Below are 14926 nucleotides of genomic sequence, written 5' to 3'. Positions count from 1 at the left end.
TTACACCCCCAACAGCGTTTTCTGGCTGGTGTTGGCATTGCCAAGCACGCCAGACGAGCCGGTCAAGATGGTGCCGTTTTGGCCAGACTGGGCCAGGCGGCGCTTACGCTCAGCCTCAACAGCGGCCTGTACTGAGTCGCTGGAGGTGGTCGGGGCTGCTGGGTTGGCCGACGTGCCAGAGCCAGACGCCGCTTCAGCTGCGGCCTTCTCGCGCTCTGCCTTGTTGAACATGCCGGTGTTCTCGCCAAACATGTTCGGCAGGCCCATGCCTTCAAGGAGTACGTCGCCGCCACGCAGGGGGTCTAGCGCAACCACCTTGTTGACCAATTTCTTGATGCTCTTTCCGCACATGTCAGTTTCTCGCGTAAGGGTCGTAGTCGGATTCAAGGCCGTTGTTGCTGTCTCCGGCCCCGCTGTAGCTGCTGAACTGGCTTTTCATCACTGGCATGGTGAAGGTGAGGGCCAGGGCGTCACCGTCGTCAGGGGATATGCCCAGGCGCTTCTTGATGGCGTCCTTCTTTTCCAGCGCGATCTGGTCGCTGCCGTTGTGGGAGTACTCGGGCGAAGTCAGTTCAGCCTCAAGCTCGGCGTTCTTCTCGATGGCCAGGCCCGCGCGGATGGCTTCGCGCATCTGCCACCACATGTATGTGCGCATGTTGGCGTAGTGCCGGTCGGGCGCCGCGCTGGCGAAGTTCACGTCGATGATCACCACGCCCGGCATGAGCCGGCGCAACTGGTCGGCAACTGGGCCGCCAACGCCTGTCGAGTCAACGAACACCGCGTCAGGGCGCTTTTCATGCACCACGGTGCAAACCTTGGCGATGAACAGCGTGGTGTCGCGGGTTTCGCTGCCTGGGATCCTGATCGCCGGTATCGATCGAGCATCAAGGCCGCGCCGGAACCGGATGACGTTGTTGTCGATACCGCCCCGGGCAATGTCGATGCCGCAGACCAGGGCATCGTCCATGCCATACACGGCCTCGCGCTTCATGGCTTCCGCCACCCAATCAGTCGGGATCAGTTGCAATTCAGAAGCCCTCGGGAACATGCCGCGTACACGGATACGGAAGAAGTCGCTGTCCTCGCCGTAGTCCGCCTGCCACTTGGCGATTTGCGTTTTGTTGGTGCCTTCGACCGTCCGGCTATCAACCTGGCGGTGCGCCCAGCGGTGCTTGTACCGGGTGAAACACGCCCGGAACCGGCCGGTGGTCTTGGTTGGGTTACCGAAGGCAGCCCAAATGATTTCGGTGTTCTCGTCGGTCAGCGCACCCTCGGCCACCTCCCACACCAGGTCGGCGATGGCTGACGCCTCGTCGAACACCAGGAGCAGGCGCTTGCCCTCGTTGTGCAGGCCGGCGAATGCCTCGGTGTTGCTTTCCGACCATGGCACCGCATCCACACGCCAGTTCTTTTCGTGTTCAGGATCGGTGCTGATCAGCGCCGTGGCCGTGATACGGAACCAATGCGACGTGATGGAAAGCCGGTTCCACTTCGCCACCTCGGGCCAGGTCTTGGTCCTGAGCTGGGTTTCGGTGTTCGCAGTGACAACGCCGCGCGCATCGACGCAGGTGTCGACACACCACTTAATGAGCCAGGACACCAGGGCAGACTTGCCGATGCCGTGGCCGCTGGCCGTGGCTTCGTGGATAACCTCGCCCAGATCCTTGGCGCCGGCGCGTAGCTTCTTGCCGATTGAGTCGAGGACTTCAATCTGCCAGGGCCTGGGCCCGTGCTTGTTCGCCAGCTCGGTGCCGGGCTCGCCCCACGGGAACGCGTACCAGACGTAACCAAGCGGTTCTTGCGAGAATGAAAGAATGTCCTCGACCAGCTGTTGTTCCTGGTCAACCTCTGCTGGCGCGTTCACGGGCTTTAGCCATCCGCTCGGAAAGGGTGTGGGTGACGTTTACCGCCACCTGATCCCGGAAGGCGTTGACGTTGACGTGCTTGCCCAGCAACTCCAGGTTCTTGACCTTGTCCGGCCACTTGATCTTTTTCATCAGGCCGACCAGGTCGCGTTCCTTGCCGACGCCATCGAACATTTCGGCGATATCGAACGCCGACAGCGACTGGCGCCAGACCTTGGGCCACTTGGAGAGCGGCTTGATCGACATGTCGTCGTCGAGAATGTCCAACAGGTCCATCTGATCAATTTCAGTGAGCCGGTGCAGCACGTAGTCGGCATCGACCTTGGTCCGCTGATTGCGTGCCTCCATGGCTGCCTTGATTGCGGCTGCGATGTGCGGGCGCTGCATGAGGGAGTACGACGCAGCGTTCACGCCCTTGCGCGCATACCCAGCCCTGATTGCCGCCTGGCTGGCGTTCAGGTCAACCAGGAACTCAAGGACAAATGCCTGTTGCTTCGGGGTAAGGACGGCCATAGGTCACTGCCCCTTTTGATTGGTACCGCCCAGGCAGACGGTGTTGATGTAGTCCTGCAGTCCGGTCAAGGCGACGATGGCTTCGTCACCATCGGCTGGGATGGCGACAATTCGTTCAGCAGCCGCTGGGTCAAGTTCGGCTCGCGCTTCTGCATCATCCACGCGGGTGGCGGTGGTGGCGGTTCGCACAACGGGACAGGTGGCCTTGACGGACAGCCGGCGAGCGCCAGTAGCGACAGCAGCACGAAGCTGGTTGATATTGGTCTGCGCATCGGTCAGGGCCTTTGTGTGTTCGGTGTCGAGCTGGGCCAGCAGGCGCTGGGTGTTGCGCCGTGACGCTGCAGCACGCTCAAGGGTGGAATTGCGATCCTTCGCAACGGCCAGATCCTTGGCCTGTCCCTGGATGTGGCTCCATCCGCCATAAATCACCAACAGACAGCCAACGAGTGCGGCGATCAGGTAGCGGGTCATGGCGGGATTCCTCAGGCCAGCTTGGCGCGAACCAAGCAATCCTTGGCTTCAAGCAGCTTGCGCAGGCCGGCAGACTTCTCCGGACCATCTGGCAGTTGATCATTCATCTGGCGAGCGAGGTCACCAATAGGCTTGCTCACTTCCTGCAAGTGCGGTGGCAGGTGGGCGTATTCGAAGTACTTCATGATTGGGGGCATCGGTGCAGCCTCTCGGGTTGGGTGATTCATTGCGCAGCCATGCACTTGGCATGGCGCTCAAGCTGACGAGCCCACACGCCCCAGCACCGCTTGTTGCCCGGTATCGAGCAGTCGAAGCCAGCGGCATAGCGATACTTGAGTAGGTCATTGCAGGCCTGGACGTAGTTGCCGGCCAGCAGGCTCTTGCGGGGCGAGCCCTTGCGCCAGGTGCCAATGCCGTACTGGCCCACGAAGTCCATGTACTCATCGAACTCGGCCTGGTACAGCTTCACGCCTGGGAGTGATGCAGCGAACTGCTTTTCCGCCTGGCTGTTCAGGTTGCGGGCCAGGACTTCGGCGCGGGCCGGGGTGATGGTGTCACCCATGCGGACTGACGAGCCGTCTTCGTATCGGGTAGAGCCGTGGCCGATGGTTGGCACGTCGCCCTTGGTGGGGATGACAGCGACAGGCGTGTAACCCTCGCTCGCCTGCCAGGTGGCGAAGCCGGCGGCGCTCAGGCTCAGCATGCTGACCGCGATGCGCTGGCGTAACTGGGCGTTCATATCTCGCACTTGCCCTGCAAGGCTTTGACACGGGCTGCGCTCTCGGCCGTGCGTGCGGCGCTCTCGGCTGCCTCCCGGCGATCACGGCGGATCTGGAAGTAGGTGCTGACAAGCAAGCCCACCACCGCCACAACCACACCAGCAATACCGATCCAGTTGACCTGGGACAGCCAGCCAACAGCACCAGTTACGGCACCGACCGCCATGCCCTTGTTGGCAATTGACGCTCCCACCACCTCTACGATCCCTTCCGGTGTCGGGTTGGCCATGTTGTTCGAACTCCTGCCTGGGGCTGCCATGAGGGCCTCCAGAAACGAAAAAGCCCCGGCAAATGCCAGGGCTCAGGGATGATTTCCAGCCAACAAAAAACCCGCACTTGGCGGGTTTCTGGGGTCTGGACGTAACTTTGCAACGTGGGAAAACAGTACCAAAACACTCCTCATTTGGTCAAGCGACCCTTTTTGTCACGTCTCCCACGCGCTGGCGCTGGATCCAGTACTCGCTGATCCGGTCGTTGTACACCAGGTGGCGGCCTGGGTTCTCCTGCGTGTCGCTGCCCCACTCACGGCGATATGCAGCACCGTAGGCGTTCATGCGGCGGAACCACCGGCGCAGCTGCTCGGTGCCCATGGCGTTAAGGCGTGCGTGCAAGGCTTCGCGGGCAGTGCCCCGGCGAGCGGCGTAGGCCTCGGCCCGAAGGTCCGCGACGTGTTCACGGTCGTACAGATCCCACCTGCTGGTGCCGAATACACGGCGCTCAGCCATTTTCACGATGACCGCCGCCACTGGCTTCAACGCTTTCGCGTCCAGGGTGTCGACGGTGCTGGCAATGGCTGACCAGATGCCTGCCCAGTCCCTGGCCCAGTTCTGCGCGCTCACCTTCGTCCCGTACCAGTCGAGAACAAACTCGGCAACACGACCCGGGCCCCAGGCTTCGCGCCCATTGACGGCGGCCTGGTGGCTCTTGATCGCAGCCAAGGCCATCCAGTAGGCCACTTCCTTGCGCTTGGCTGTGCATTCGCCCAGGTCCACGGTCAACCACACCAGGGCGTGTGCAACGTTGATGTCCTGGCCATTGGCGATAGGCGAGTACAGCGCGTGCCCGAAGTGCTGCAGCGGCTTTGGCAGCGTCCCAATGGCGGATTGCACAAGGCCGGCAGCGAGCATATGCGCGCACCGGCCGTTGCTGTCACGCATCGAGGGGATGGTTTCACCGATCACCCTGCCACGCTTGCCCAGCTTGATACGCTCTTGGGCTGCTGCCAGCACAGAGTCGCGGCTTTCGTGAAGCGCTTCCCGCCATGCTTGCCGTGCGCTGATCAGTCTCATAAATCCCCCTCATTGCGTATTTTCGCGTATTGCTGGTCAATCACAGGCACAGCGGCACAATTCGTACGTGTACGCCCGGGATAGCTCCCCAGCGCCGTCTAAACGATCCATCCGTAACCTGCACGTCATCCTTGAACACAACGCCGTTAAGAGCGTCACAGACGGCCTTGAGGACGTTGTCGGCATCTGGCTTTTTCGTGCATGGGATTTCGCCTGCCAGTGCCTGGGCCTTCCATTTTTTCGACTTGGATTGAGGGATCGAGTGGACAATGCGCAGCTCAATCATCACCGGGCCTTCGATCAGGGCGCGGCCTTGCATCACGTCCTGGGCGGCGAGCGCGATCAGACCTTCGTAGGCCACGGTCTTTTCCGGGGTGTACATGCGGGCGAAGTTGCCAATCTTGCCGATGCGCGCCCTTCCCTTGCCCTGGGGCTCGGTTGGGACCACAAACGACACGGGTTTGAGGTTATCCATGGTGAACCTCGCCCAGTAGCTCTGAAATTTCCCGGTCACGTTCCTGAATCCAGTCCTGCCGATCATGGGCATCGCCTGGATGTTCACCGTTCCAGCCCTGCCCGCTGGAATCCCAACCAAACCGATATGCCTGATTCAGCAGATTGCGCAGCGCGGCGCTCATCCTCTCGGCGGACTTCTGAGCCGATGTTGCAAGGCCGTACAACGCCTCGCTTTCTGCCTTGAGCCGGTCACGCTCTGCCATCAGGTCCGCGCAGTCGCCACGGAGCGAACGAATGGCGCGCATTTGCGAGTCTTCGGGCAGCGCCTTGTTCTCGATCATCATGGCCCGACCTTCGGCGTCGATCCGCTGGCGAAAAGCGCATTGCTGGCACTGGCAAATTTGCACATCACACATGTTCGTCTCTCCGAATGCCGAGCTTTGCCAGCAGCAGCGCGCGGCAAGATTGGGGGTCTTTTGGAATTTCGAGGATGGCGACCAGCTCGTCAGCAACCTTGCGGGAGTGCTCCAACTGGATCTGCTCACGCGGCCGCATGCTGTCGTGGCCCAAGCCTTTGGCGATTCGCCCTTCCAGGTTCTGGCCGGTCTGTGCACGTCGCATGACGATGGCGTAGTTGCGTTCGAAGCGCTGGCGCAGGGCCTTGTCCTGGTGCATGCCGGCTCTCAAATCAAACGTGCTGGTGGCTTCGGCAGCGATCTTGACGGCCTTGTGGCTGTAGGTTCCGCGCAGGGCTTCGTCCCATGCCTGGGCTTCTGACGGCAGATCGTCAACGCGCTTGCACAGGTCCATGAAGTCGCTGGGCGATGGCGGGAATTTGCACTCCAGCACCATGCGTTGCAGGCCACGGTCTACGGCGTCGTCGCCCAGTTCCTGGATGGCGAGCATCCACACGCGGCGGGCGAGCGTCTCGGCGCGCTTGTCGCCGTAGTGTTTTTCGTACCAGGCTGGGAACGAGATTTTCAGCGTGGTGAATACACGGCGCACGGCGCTGCGTGCTTCCTGGTCCAACGGGGTGACGTTCTCAGCCGCCAGCTCACCAGTCGGGGTCGGTGAGGATGTCGTGAGCGTTACGCGTGCGGCTTTGAGCAGTTCGTCTACCGGTTTCATTGGGTATTCCCCCGTTGGCTTGCTGGGTGCGGGCTTGGCGTTTCAGTTGCTGGGCGAGCGCGTGCTCCCACTGGGCCTGGGTTTTCAGGTCGTCGGGTCGGCTGATCCAGTAGGAGCGGAATTCAAGAAGCTGGTCGGCTTCGAAGGTTTGGTTTGCCATGCCATTGCGGAACAGGACGGCGGTGAACGTCTGGGGGTCGGGTTCCCAAGCGTCGTGCAGCGAGAATTTAGTCTGCGCGGTATGTGTGTGTTCTTGATCTTCTCTAATCTTCTCTAATCTGTCGTGACTTCCCGTGACAGAACGTGACGCATCATTTTTGGGCTTTTCTGCCTTGCCATTTCTCTCCCGCTCACGCTGATCCCTTTTGCGTTGCGCTGCCGACTTAGCCCCTGTTTCTGGGTTCCCGGCGTCTTCTCGCTTAGGCTGGCGCCCTTCCCATCCAGTCAGTTTGTCACCGTCAATAACGCGACCCTGCATGGCAAAAAAAACAGCCTCTACTTGATCGTCTGTCACGTCCAAAGCGGACGCTATGTCCTCTTTCGTGACTGTCACGTGACCACGCGTGACATTTCGTGACGCATCGACAAGCAGGTGCACATACATCGCCTGGACCAAGGCAATGGGTTGCGCGGAAACACGGGCAATCGTCCGCCACTTGGGATCGTTGGGCATGTCGTGCCAGAGCCTGAGCCAGTCCACAGCTATTCCTCCTGCAGCTGGTCAACGTTCTGGATCAGATCCATGTACCGCTTGGCCTGGTGCAGAAGGGTCTCAATGTCGCGCTTGTCGAAGCACTGCATTGCCTTAGGCACAACTTTCAGGTCGAGCACCGCCAGGATTTGGCAGAACTGCTCAAACTTCTCCGGTTTCATCCGACTGATCGTTGCTTCATCGACGCCTACTGCAAGCGCCACGGGTGCATTGCCGACGGATGCAAGCGCCTGCATGAGAACCACGTAGTTCCTGCGGGCCCTTGCGGTCTGCTCTTGGTTCAATGGGCTCGTCGACATGGCTATGCCGCCTCAGAAGCGCCTTTGAAGCGCTCCGGATAGAGGATGTGTATCTCGGTGATTTCACCGTCAAACACGCGGCTCAGGTTCTCGGCCAGAGTGGTCGAGGCCCGCTGAACGCCGCGTTCAACGCGGGACAGGTTGCCGGAATCGATGGTGTCGCCGAGCTTGGAGAGACGTGCCGAAACATCGGCGAGCGTCCATTTCCTGGCGGTTCGTGCACGTTTTAAGGGAGTCATGGCTGTGCCCTGAATGGATTTCAGGAGTGATTCTGCGATTAGCGCAGATTTAAAGCAAACAAATTCTGCGCCTACCGCTTTGCGCTCAACGCAGCAACCCCGGAAAATCAGCGTTATGGATATTGGACAAATCATCAGAACCGCCCGGAAAGCCAAGAAGCTTTCCCTCGAGCAACTCGCCAACCAGGTCGATTCGGACACGGGCAACCTGTCACGCCTGGAACGAGGGCAACAAGGCACAACGCCTGAAAAGCTCAAGCGCATCATGGATGTACTTGGTATTAAGCTGGCCCAGGCAGGCCAGGGAACGGAATCACCCCAAGACAGCGGAATGTCGAACGTGCAGATGGCCCTGCAACCAAGTCGGGGCCCTAAGGAATATCCTTTGGTTAGCTGGGTTATTGCTGGCGAGTGGGCGGAATCGTGCGACAACTTCCACCCCGGTGATGCAGAGACATGGCTCCCCTCGACTGAGAACGCGGGCGATAACGGGTTTTGGCTGGATGTAAAAGGCGACTCGATGACCTGCGCCGGAAACCCCAGCTTTCCAGAGGGTTCGCGCATCCTGGTGCGGCCGGAGTCTGATTTGATCAGCGGCAAGTATTACGTCGTGAAGCTGGAGACTGGCGAAAGCACGTTCAAGCAGTACATAGAGGACGCCGGCCTGCGCTACCTGCGCCCCCTGAACTCCAGCTATCGAACGATCCAGATTGAAGGCAACTGCAAAGTGATTGGCCGCGTGATCGACACCAAAATGACCGGCCTGTAACCCTCCCCGCCTCACCTCTCATCTGAGCCCGCCACTGTGCGGGCTTTTTTGTGGCTGATTTTCAGAATCTGCGCTTGACGCAGAATTAATTCTGCGCATAATGCAAGCCATGTTCTGCGATTAGCGCAGATTCATAGCCGCTCTTTAACAACCAGCCGCAACAAAGCGTCGACCGGGAAAGGCTTTGACGCATCGGGCGTGGGCGACTCCCACCCTGATGCGCCGTATAGACCTCGGTACGTCGGCGTGCAAGACAACGGAAATTTTCACTGATGCACCTGGCGACGGGTGCATTGGGAAAACAACCGGAGCAACAGACATGACACAGCAACAGCTTGAATGGGCGCTGCAACACGACTGGGCCTTGATGGGGTGCATGGATGCCGATGGCAATCTCGGTGTTGACGTGCGCAGTGATGACCCGGTGTGGACAGAGCCCAAAAGGTTTTACGACTTCCAGGCCCTGCGCGCCTGGGCTGGCTATTGAGCGCATCACCTCTGCCCATTCCACCGAGTGGGCAGACGGATGTAATCACCGCCCTGGAGGCGACCATGGAACACGAAATAGTTGTTGAGGGGTTTGTCCTCCAGGTGGAGGTGACGTATTGCGAGGACATTCCTCCAGCCGGGATAGCGAATGGCAGCCGTGAACTGACGTTCAACGTGTTGTCCGGGACCATGTACGACGCCGACGGCGTACCGATGGACGTGTGCCAGATGGAATTGGCCGTGATTGCCGAGAGCAAGGATTACGTCCCGATGATTGAGAGGGAGCTTTGGTTTGAGATTGACGCCCGCAAGCGCCGGCAACGGTGGGCAGCATGAAAACACCTCATGAAATCGCAACACACCGCATCGAGACGGAAATAACCCAGATCCCAACGTCATTGATGCCAATCAACGTTGCCGAGCGTGCCTGTATGGCCGCTTTCCTGGCCGAGGAACTGTCGGTCATCACTACTCAAGAGCGTGACAAGTTTGTGAAGCGCATCCGCGCCGCCGAAATGGTCCGCTACCTGGAACTGCTGGAGAAGGCCGCATGACGATCCTTGCCACCAACCGTACCGCCGTCATCAAAGCCCTGATCGCTCAGGGCTTTTTTCTGGTCGCTGACCTACCTAAACCCGTCCGCATGGAACACACACCGCGCGGCATGCTGATTGCGAGGGTGTCATGAGTATCAGCGAAGACTCAGTTCCGCCATTCACAGCCTGGCGACTCACCCCAAAGCGGAAAGCCACACCTGTAAACATCGTGTCCAAAGAGCAGTGGGGCAACACAACAATGTTCGTCACCAGCCGCCGGGGAACACTCCACGCGGACTACCTTTGGAGCGACGAAAAACAGCTTCTACTCCACGTTCAAGAGTGGCTGGAGATTCGCAAGGCCACATTGAAAGCGGAGCTGGCCAGTATCGAACTACGCGAACTGAAAACAAATCAACGACTTCGCGAGCTAACGCCATGACCACCCGCCAGCGTGACCGGCGGCGCGCCATCCGCTGGACCTCGGCCATCGTTGGCCTGACCTTCCTCACCATCGTTCTACTGGGGCCCGCTATCGGCGGCCTGATCACTCAATAGGTAAACACCATGTCCACGAAACCAGAAGTGAACAACAAAATGTTGGGTCGCGACCTGTACCTGCGCCTCACTGATCCGACCGGCAAGCATGCCCCGGTCATCAACTGTCACCGCGTGTACGACCGGGAGAAATTCCACGCTTCGCAGGTGAAGTTCTACGAGCACCCCAAGAATGAGGCCGACAAGCGCCTTGTTTCGATTGCTACCGAAGCCGAATACCGCGCCGCCCGCACCATCTAAAGCCTTCCCCCCCTTTAACTACTTCAATTCTGCGCACGTCGCGGAAAGGAAACTCTTGTGTCCAAACAAAGCTTGGCGCCGGTGGCGCACGAACAAAACCTGAACGTCCTCCCGCACGCGTCTACCAGCACCAGCGCATTGGTGCTGGACGGTGACAGCCTCGACAAGATGATGCGCCTGGCTGACATCATGGCAACCGGCCGCGCAACACTGCCAAAGCATTTCAACGGAAACCCAGCCGACTGCCTGGCCGTGGTCATGCAATCGATGCAGTGGGAAATGAACCCCTTTGCAGTGGCCCAGAAAACGCACCTTGTAAACGGTGTTCTCGGCTACGAGGCCCAGCTCGTGAACGCGGTCATAACCAACCGCGCGCCGACCTTGGACCGCCTGCACTACGAGTGGTACGGCGACTGGGAAAAGGTGATCGGCAAATTCACCATCAAGAATGGCGAAAAGGGGGAATACCGCGTTCCCGGCTGGAAGATGACCGACGAAGAAGGTCTCGGCGTCAGGGTCTGGGCCACCTTCCGTGGCGAGGACGAGCCGCGCATGCTTGAGCTGTTGCTAGCACAGGCTCGAACTAGGAATAGCACCTTGTGGGCTGACGATCCCCGCCAGCAGCTTGCCTACCTGGCAACCAAACGCTGGTCTCGCCTCTTCTGTCCGGACGTGATCATGGGCGTTTACAGCCCGGATGAGCTGGAGGAAACCAGGCAACCAATGCGCGACCTCAACCCGTCACACAAGACCGAAGAGCCCAAGGTGCTGCAGGCCTACCCCGACAGCAAGCTGGATGAAAGCGCGGAAAAGTGGCGCGGACTGATTGCGTCCGGTGGGACCAACCCCGACCACATCATTTCCAAAATCGTCAGCAAATACACCCTCACCCCGGAGCAGGAAGAGCGCATTCGCGCCCTGGCCCCAATCGAAGGAGAAGCCACCAATGAAAGTGCATAACGTCCAACAGGGCACGCCGGAATGGCTGGCCCTTCGCGCAAGCCACTTCACCGCTTCGGAGGCGCCCGCGATGATGGGCGCTTCGAAGTTCCAGACCCGCAACGATCTGCTGGCGATGAAAAAAACCGGCATCGTTCCGGACGTCACCCCGCAACAACAGGCCGCGTTCGACCGCGGCCACGCCACCGAGGAAATGGCGCGCCCGTTGGCCGAGGAAGATATCGGCGAAGAGCTGTACCCAATCGTCGGCACCAGCGGCAACCTGCTGGCCTCGATGGACGGCGCCACGATGCTGGGTGACGTCCTGTTTGAGCACAAGCTTTGGAACGAGAAGCTGGTCGCGCAGATCCGCGCCGGCGAGCTGGATCCGCACTACTACTGGCAGCTTGAGCAGCAATTGCTGGTCAGCGGCGCCGAACGCGTGCTTTTCGTCTGTTCCGACGGAACCCGCAACAAGTACGTCAGCATGGAATACACGCCTGTTCCTGGGCGCCGTGAAGAGCTGATCGCCGGATGGGCTCAGTTCGAACAAGACTTGGGCGAATTCGTCCCGCAGGAAACCAAGGTCGAGGCAATCGGCGCCGCCCCTGATCAGTTGCCCGCGCTGCGCATCGACGTTACGGGCATGGTCACCGCCAGCAACCTGGACGCCTTCAAGTCGCACGCCCTGACCGTTATCAGCAACATCAGCACCGAGCTGAAAACTGACCAGGACTTCGCCGACGCTGACGCCACGGTCAAGTGGTGCGGCGAAGTCGAGGACAAGCTCAAGGCAGCCAAAGAACACGCCCTGAGCCAAACCGAGAGCATCGACGTGCTGTTCAAGGCGATTGATGACATCGCGGCCGAGACCCGGCGCAAGCGCCTGGAACTGGAAAAGCTGGTCAAGGCGCGCAAGGACATGATCCGCAGCGATATCGTCATGGATGCGGCCAAGGCCCTGCAGGATCACATCGACCAGATCAACGCCACGCTGGGTGGCCGTATCCGCATGCCGCGTGTGGCTTCCGACTTTGCAGGCGCCATCAAGGGCAAGAAGTCGATTTCAAGCCTGCGTGAAGCGGCAGATGCCGAACTGGCCCGCGCCAAGATCGATGCCAGTCGGATTGCCGACGGTATCCGAGTCAACCAAGCCAGCCTTAACGAGCTTGCAGCTGACCACAAGTTCCTGTTCCAGGACTTCCAGGACCTGGCCCTTAAGGCCAACGATGACCTGGTGGCGCTGATCAAGGTCCGGATCAACGAGTACAACCAGCAGCAGGAAGAGCTCAAGCGCCAGGAAGATGAAAAGGCGCAGCAGCTCGCAGCCCAGCAGCAGCAAAAGCAGGCAGCGGAACCGGTTGTTGAGCAGCCTGTGAAAGTCGCGGAAGAGCTGGCGCCGGTCGCCGCCACGCCGATCAAGACGGCTGCAGCAGTTCAACAGCCCGCCGACGATGGCCGCCTCTTCAAACTGGGAGACCTGAGCGACCGCCTCGGCTTCGTCGTGTCGGCCAGCTTCATGAGTTCGCTGGGCTTCGAAGCGGCCGCCCGCGAGCGTGGTGCAACGCTGTACCGCGAAAGCGACTTCCCGCGCATCTGTACCGCCCTGGTCAACCACATCCAGGCAGTACAGGCCAACCTGGCCGCAGCCTGATCATGGCTGCTCAGTCCATCCTCGACATTTACGACAGTGTCGAGGAGTTCGCTTCCATCCTGGTCGCCGCCGAAATGCATGCCAGCGGCGCCTGGGAACTGGAGTTTGTCGAGAACATCCGCGCCAGCTTCAAGCGTTACGGCGCCCACACCAATCTGAGCCCCGCTCAACAATCGAAGCTTGAGCGCATCGCCAAGCACTGAGGGTCAACTATGAAGACTGAACACCGCGACATTATCGAACGCGCCAAGCTGGCGGGCGTTGAGCCGTCCTATCTGGCCCACGAACTGCTGGTGCATGACCTGGTCAACGCCGGGCTGTTTGAGTTGAAGAACCTGCATTCGCCCTACGGCAAGCTGAACGAGGGCCAGCAACAGGAAGTTATCGACCGTATGACTAAGGCCGCAACCGAGGCCACGCTCAACGCTATCGCCATCATCAGTTCGCGCAACGTCGAAACCATCGAAGTCGAAGTAGTGGACGCAAAGTTCAAGAAAAAGGCGATCACCATCACCGCCAGCATTGACGTCAACGCGCCGGATGCTACGGCCCTGGCCAAGGTTCCCGGAAAGATGTGCCTTTTGGTGCTGGCCCCGACTGACTATGACGAGGGCCTCGACTTCATCCAACCGGACCGCGACCAGAAGGACTTGGCGCTGCACGTCAGCGACCTGACCGGCAGCCTGTTAGCCAGTGGCGGCGCCAGCGCGGACGAGCTCGCAAGCTATGACGACACCGTTCCAGAAGGTCAGGATCCGCTGTACAGCGATGCCGTGGTGTTCGTCATCGAGTCCCGCCGCCCAAGCATTTCGGCGATTCAGCGCAAATTGAAGATCGGTTACAACCGTGCTGCGCGGATGCTTGAAGGCATGGAGCAGACCGGTATTGTTTCTGCGATGAACTCCAACGGCGCGCGCGAGGTGCTGCGGCCGGTGCTTACAACGCCAACCGGACCAGACGAGCCGGACGGCCAGCACCCGCTGGGCACCGCCGCTGAACTTGCCGAGCGCACGGGTGGCGCTGCAAGCACCGGCGCCGATCTGGACAAAGAGTTTGGCGAGTTCGACTACGACGACGCGGCCCAGCTGATCGTGCTCAAGTCCAACAGCAAGGCGTTCAAGGCCCATTGGATTCAGAGCCGACTGGCGATTGATAGCGACAAGGCTGCATCCCTGCTGATTCGCCTGCTCGATAACGATGTGATCAAGCTGGAAGCCGAAGGCGAAACCGCCATGGATCACAGCTACAAGGTCGTTGCCACCCTGGCCGACGTGACCTAACCCCACTCCCCGCTCAACCCCAGGCGCCTACGGGCGCCTTCTTTTCGCCTGGAGAAAACCTATGTCCGAGTTGATTTGCTTCTTCGATACCGAAACCACCGGCCTTCCACTGTTCAAGTCGCCCAGCGAACACGCCGACCAACCGCACATCGTCGATATCTGCGCTCTGCTCTACACGCCTGACGGCGTGCTGGTGGACTCGTTCGAAGCAATGGTGAAGCCCGATGGCTGGGTGATCCCAGACGACGTTGCAGCGATTCACGGCATCACCACCGAAATGGCCCTGGAACAGGGCATCCCCGAAGCCGAAGCGGTCGCCGGCTTCATGAGCATCATGGCCCAGGCCGGCCTGCGCGTTGCTCACAACGTCTCGTTCGATGACCGCATCTTGCGCATCGGGTTGAAGCGCTTCATGGACGACGCCACAGCCGACGAATTCAAGGCCGGGCCGAAGTACTGCACCTGCCAGGCGGCAACCAACATCGTCAAATGCCCGCCGACCGAACGCATGATCGCCGCCGGCCGTGGACGGCAGTTCAAACAGCCTTCGGTTGCCGAGGCCCTGTTGCACTTCACCGGTGAAGAACTGGTCGGTGGCCACCGCGCGCGGCCCGACACCGAAGCCTGCGCCCGCATCTACTTCGCCATGAACCCGCCTGCTCAGGTGGCTTGACCCCGCCACACCTTGCGCCAGCGTCCGCTGGCGCACA

General features: G+C 60.2%; 25 protein-coding genes and 1 pseudogene. 12 read left to right on the top strand and 14 right to left on the bottom strand.

Annotated elements, in window-relative coordinates; all coding sequences use genetic code 11:
* From K1X80_RS09965 to K1X80_RS09900, 14 genes are all read right to left on the bottom strand, one after another.
* On the bottom strand, positions 1–351 hold the full coding sequence (locus K1X80_RS09965) for a hypothetical protein (protein WP_220172852.1): 351 nt from the start codon (positions 349–351) through the stop codon (positions 1–3).
* 1 nt (position 352) lies between these two features.
* Positions 353–1864, bottom strand: coding sequence for a terminase (locus K1X80_RS09960; protein WP_220172851.1), 1512 nt, complete (start codon positions 1862–1864; stop codon positions 353–355).
* Positions 1842–2378: a terminase small subunit gene (locus K1X80_RS09955; RefSeq protein WP_220172850.1), complete on the bottom strand. Its 537-nt coding sequence runs from the start codon at positions 2376–2378 to the stop codon at positions 1842–1844. Before K1X80_RS09955 ends, K1X80_RS09960 begins: the two co-directional genes overlap by 23 nt.
* A 3-nt stretch (positions 2379–2381) precedes the next feature.
* Complete coding sequence (locus tag K1X80_RS09950) at positions 2382–2849, bottom strand: lysis protein (protein WP_220172849.1); 468 nt, start codon at positions 2847–2849, stop codon at positions 2382–2384.
* A gap of 11 nt (positions 2850–2860) precedes the next feature.
* Positions 2861–3046, bottom strand: a complete 186-nt coding sequence (locus K1X80_RS09945; RefSeq protein WP_220172848.1) for a hypothetical protein — start codon at positions 3044–3046, stop codon at positions 2861–2863.
* A gap of 26 nt (positions 3047–3072) precedes the next feature.
* The gene (locus K1X80_RS09940) at positions 3073–3588 is read right to left on the bottom strand and encodes a glycoside hydrolase family protein (protein ID WP_220172847.1); all 516 of its coding nucleotides are present in this window, start codon (positions 3586–3588) and stop codon (positions 3073–3075) included.
* Complete coding sequence (locus K1X80_RS09935) at positions 3585–3887, bottom strand: holin (RefSeq protein ID WP_258571550.1); 303 nt, start codon at positions 3885–3887, stop codon at positions 3585–3587. The genes K1X80_RS09940 and K1X80_RS09935 overlap by 4 nt, the downstream gene beginning before the upstream one ends.
* 148 nt (positions 3888–4035) lie before the next feature.
* A complete protein-coding gene (locus tag K1X80_RS09930; protein ID WP_220172846.1) occupies positions 4036–4917 on the bottom strand; it encodes a hypothetical protein in 882 nt (293 codons plus the stop codon).
* Positions 4918–4957: 40 nt separating this feature from the next.
* Positions 4958–5392 (bottom strand): RusA family crossover junction endodeoxyribonuclease, encoded by a 435-nt coding sequence (locus tag K1X80_RS09925; RefSeq protein WP_044271460.1) that lies wholly within the window; start codon positions 5390–5392, stop codon positions 4958–4960.
* Positions 5385–5789 (bottom strand): hypothetical protein, encoded by a 405-nt coding sequence (locus K1X80_RS09920; RefSeq protein WP_220172845.1) that lies wholly within the window; start codon positions 5787–5789, stop codon positions 5385–5387. The genes K1X80_RS09925 and K1X80_RS09920 overlap by 8 nt, the downstream gene beginning before the upstream one ends.
* Positions 5782–6501, bottom strand: coding sequence for a replication protein P (locus K1X80_RS09915; protein WP_220172844.1), 720 nt, complete (start codon positions 6499–6501; stop codon positions 5782–5784). Before K1X80_RS09915 ends, K1X80_RS09920 begins: the two co-directional genes overlap by 8 nt.
* A complete protein-coding gene (locus K1X80_RS09910; protein ID WP_220172843.1) occupies positions 6428–7201 on the bottom strand; it encodes a DnaT-like ssDNA-binding domain-containing protein in 774 nt (257 codons plus the stop codon). Before K1X80_RS09910 ends, K1X80_RS09915 begins: the two co-directional genes overlap by 74 nt.
* Positions 7202–7203: 2 nt before the next feature.
* Positions 7204–7512 (bottom strand): CII family transcriptional regulator, encoded by a 309-nt coding sequence (locus tag K1X80_RS09905; protein WP_172312210.1) that lies wholly within the window; start codon positions 7510–7512, stop codon positions 7204–7206.
* A 2-nt stretch (positions 7513–7514) separates the two neighbouring features.
* Positions 7515–7751 (bottom strand): helix-turn-helix transcriptional regulator, encoded by a 237-nt coding sequence (locus K1X80_RS09900; RefSeq protein ID WP_220172842.1) that lies wholly within the window; start codon positions 7749–7751, stop codon positions 7515–7517.
* 115 nt (positions 7752–7866) lie between these two features.
* Here K1X80_RS09900 and K1X80_RS09895 point away from each other — a divergent pair, with 115 nt between their 5' ends.
* From K1X80_RS09895 to K1X80_RS09840, 12 genes and pseudogenes are all read left to right on the top strand, one after another.
* Positions 7867–8520, top strand: a complete 654-nt coding sequence (locus K1X80_RS09895; RefSeq protein ID WP_220172841.1) for an XRE family transcriptional regulator — start codon at positions 7867–7869, stop codon at positions 8518–8520.
* Positions 8521–8839: 319 nt separating this feature from the next.
* Complete coding sequence (locus tag K1X80_RS09890; protein ID WP_164486338.1) at positions 8840–9007, top strand: hypothetical protein; 168 nt, start codon at positions 8840–8842, stop codon at positions 9005–9007.
* Positions 9008–9072: 65 nt separating this feature from the next.
* Positions 9073–9345, top strand: a complete 273-nt coding sequence (locus K1X80_RS09885) for a hypothetical protein (protein ID WP_220172840.1) — start codon at positions 9073–9075, stop codon at positions 9343–9345.
* Entirely contained in the window at positions 9342–9563 is a 222-nt protein-coding gene (locus K1X80_RS09880; RefSeq protein ID WP_220172839.1) for a hypothetical protein, read from the top strand. Before K1X80_RS09885 ends, K1X80_RS09880 begins: the two co-directional genes overlap by 4 nt.
* Positions 9560–9697 (top strand): hypothetical protein, encoded by a 138-nt coding sequence (locus tag K1X80_RS09875; protein ID WP_220172838.1) that lies wholly within the window; start codon positions 9560–9562, stop codon positions 9695–9697. The genes K1X80_RS09880 and K1X80_RS09875 overlap by 4 nt, the downstream gene beginning before the upstream one ends.
* Positions 9694–9987 carry a hypothetical protein gene (locus K1X80_RS09870; RefSeq protein WP_220172837.1) on the top strand — a complete coding sequence of 98 codons (294 nt, stop codon included), beginning with the start codon at positions 9694–9696 and terminating at the stop codon, positions 9985–9987. The genes K1X80_RS09875 and K1X80_RS09870 overlap by 4 nt, the downstream gene beginning before the upstream one ends.
* Before the next feature lie 125 nt (positions 9988–10112).
* Positions 10113–10343, top strand: a complete 231-nt coding sequence (locus K1X80_RS09865) for a hypothetical protein (RefSeq protein WP_258571549.1) — start codon at positions 10113–10115, stop codon at positions 10341–10343.
* A 57-nt stretch (positions 10344–10400) separates the two neighbouring features.
* Positions 10401–11303, top strand: coding sequence for a RecT family recombinase (locus K1X80_RS09860; RefSeq protein WP_220172836.1), 903 nt, complete (start codon positions 10401–10403; stop codon positions 11301–11303).
* Positions 11290–12936 carry a YqaJ viral recombinase family protein gene (locus K1X80_RS09855; RefSeq protein ID WP_220172835.1) on the top strand — a complete coding sequence of 549 codons (1647 nt, stop codon included), beginning with the start codon at positions 11290–11292 and terminating at the stop codon, positions 12934–12936. The genes K1X80_RS09860 and K1X80_RS09855 overlap by 14 nt, the downstream gene beginning before the upstream one ends.
* Before the next feature lie 2 nt (positions 12937–12938).
* Positions 12939–13139, top strand: coding sequence for a hypothetical protein (locus K1X80_RS09850; RefSeq protein WP_120732035.1), 201 nt, complete (start codon positions 12939–12941; stop codon positions 13137–13139).
* A 546-nt stretch (positions 13140–13685) separates the two neighbouring features.
* Positions 13686–13868: pseudogene (locus K1X80_RS28125) on the top strand (DNA translocase FtsK); the annotation flags it as partial.
* A 409-nt stretch (positions 13869–14277) separates the two neighbouring features.
* Positions 14278–14889, top strand: coding sequence for a 3'-5' exonuclease (locus K1X80_RS09840; protein ID WP_220172833.1), 612 nt, complete (start codon positions 14278–14280; stop codon positions 14887–14889).
* Positions 14890–14926 lie beyond the last annotated feature (37 nt).

Source organism: Pseudomonas sp. So3.2b (genome assembly GCF_019464415.1).
GTDB lineage: Bacteria > Pseudomonadota > Gammaproteobacteria > Pseudomonadales > Pseudomonadaceae > Aquipseudomonas > Aquipseudomonas shahriarae.
Note: the sequence above shows the minus strand (reverse complement) of the source record. Positions and strands in the feature narration are given on the sequence as shown.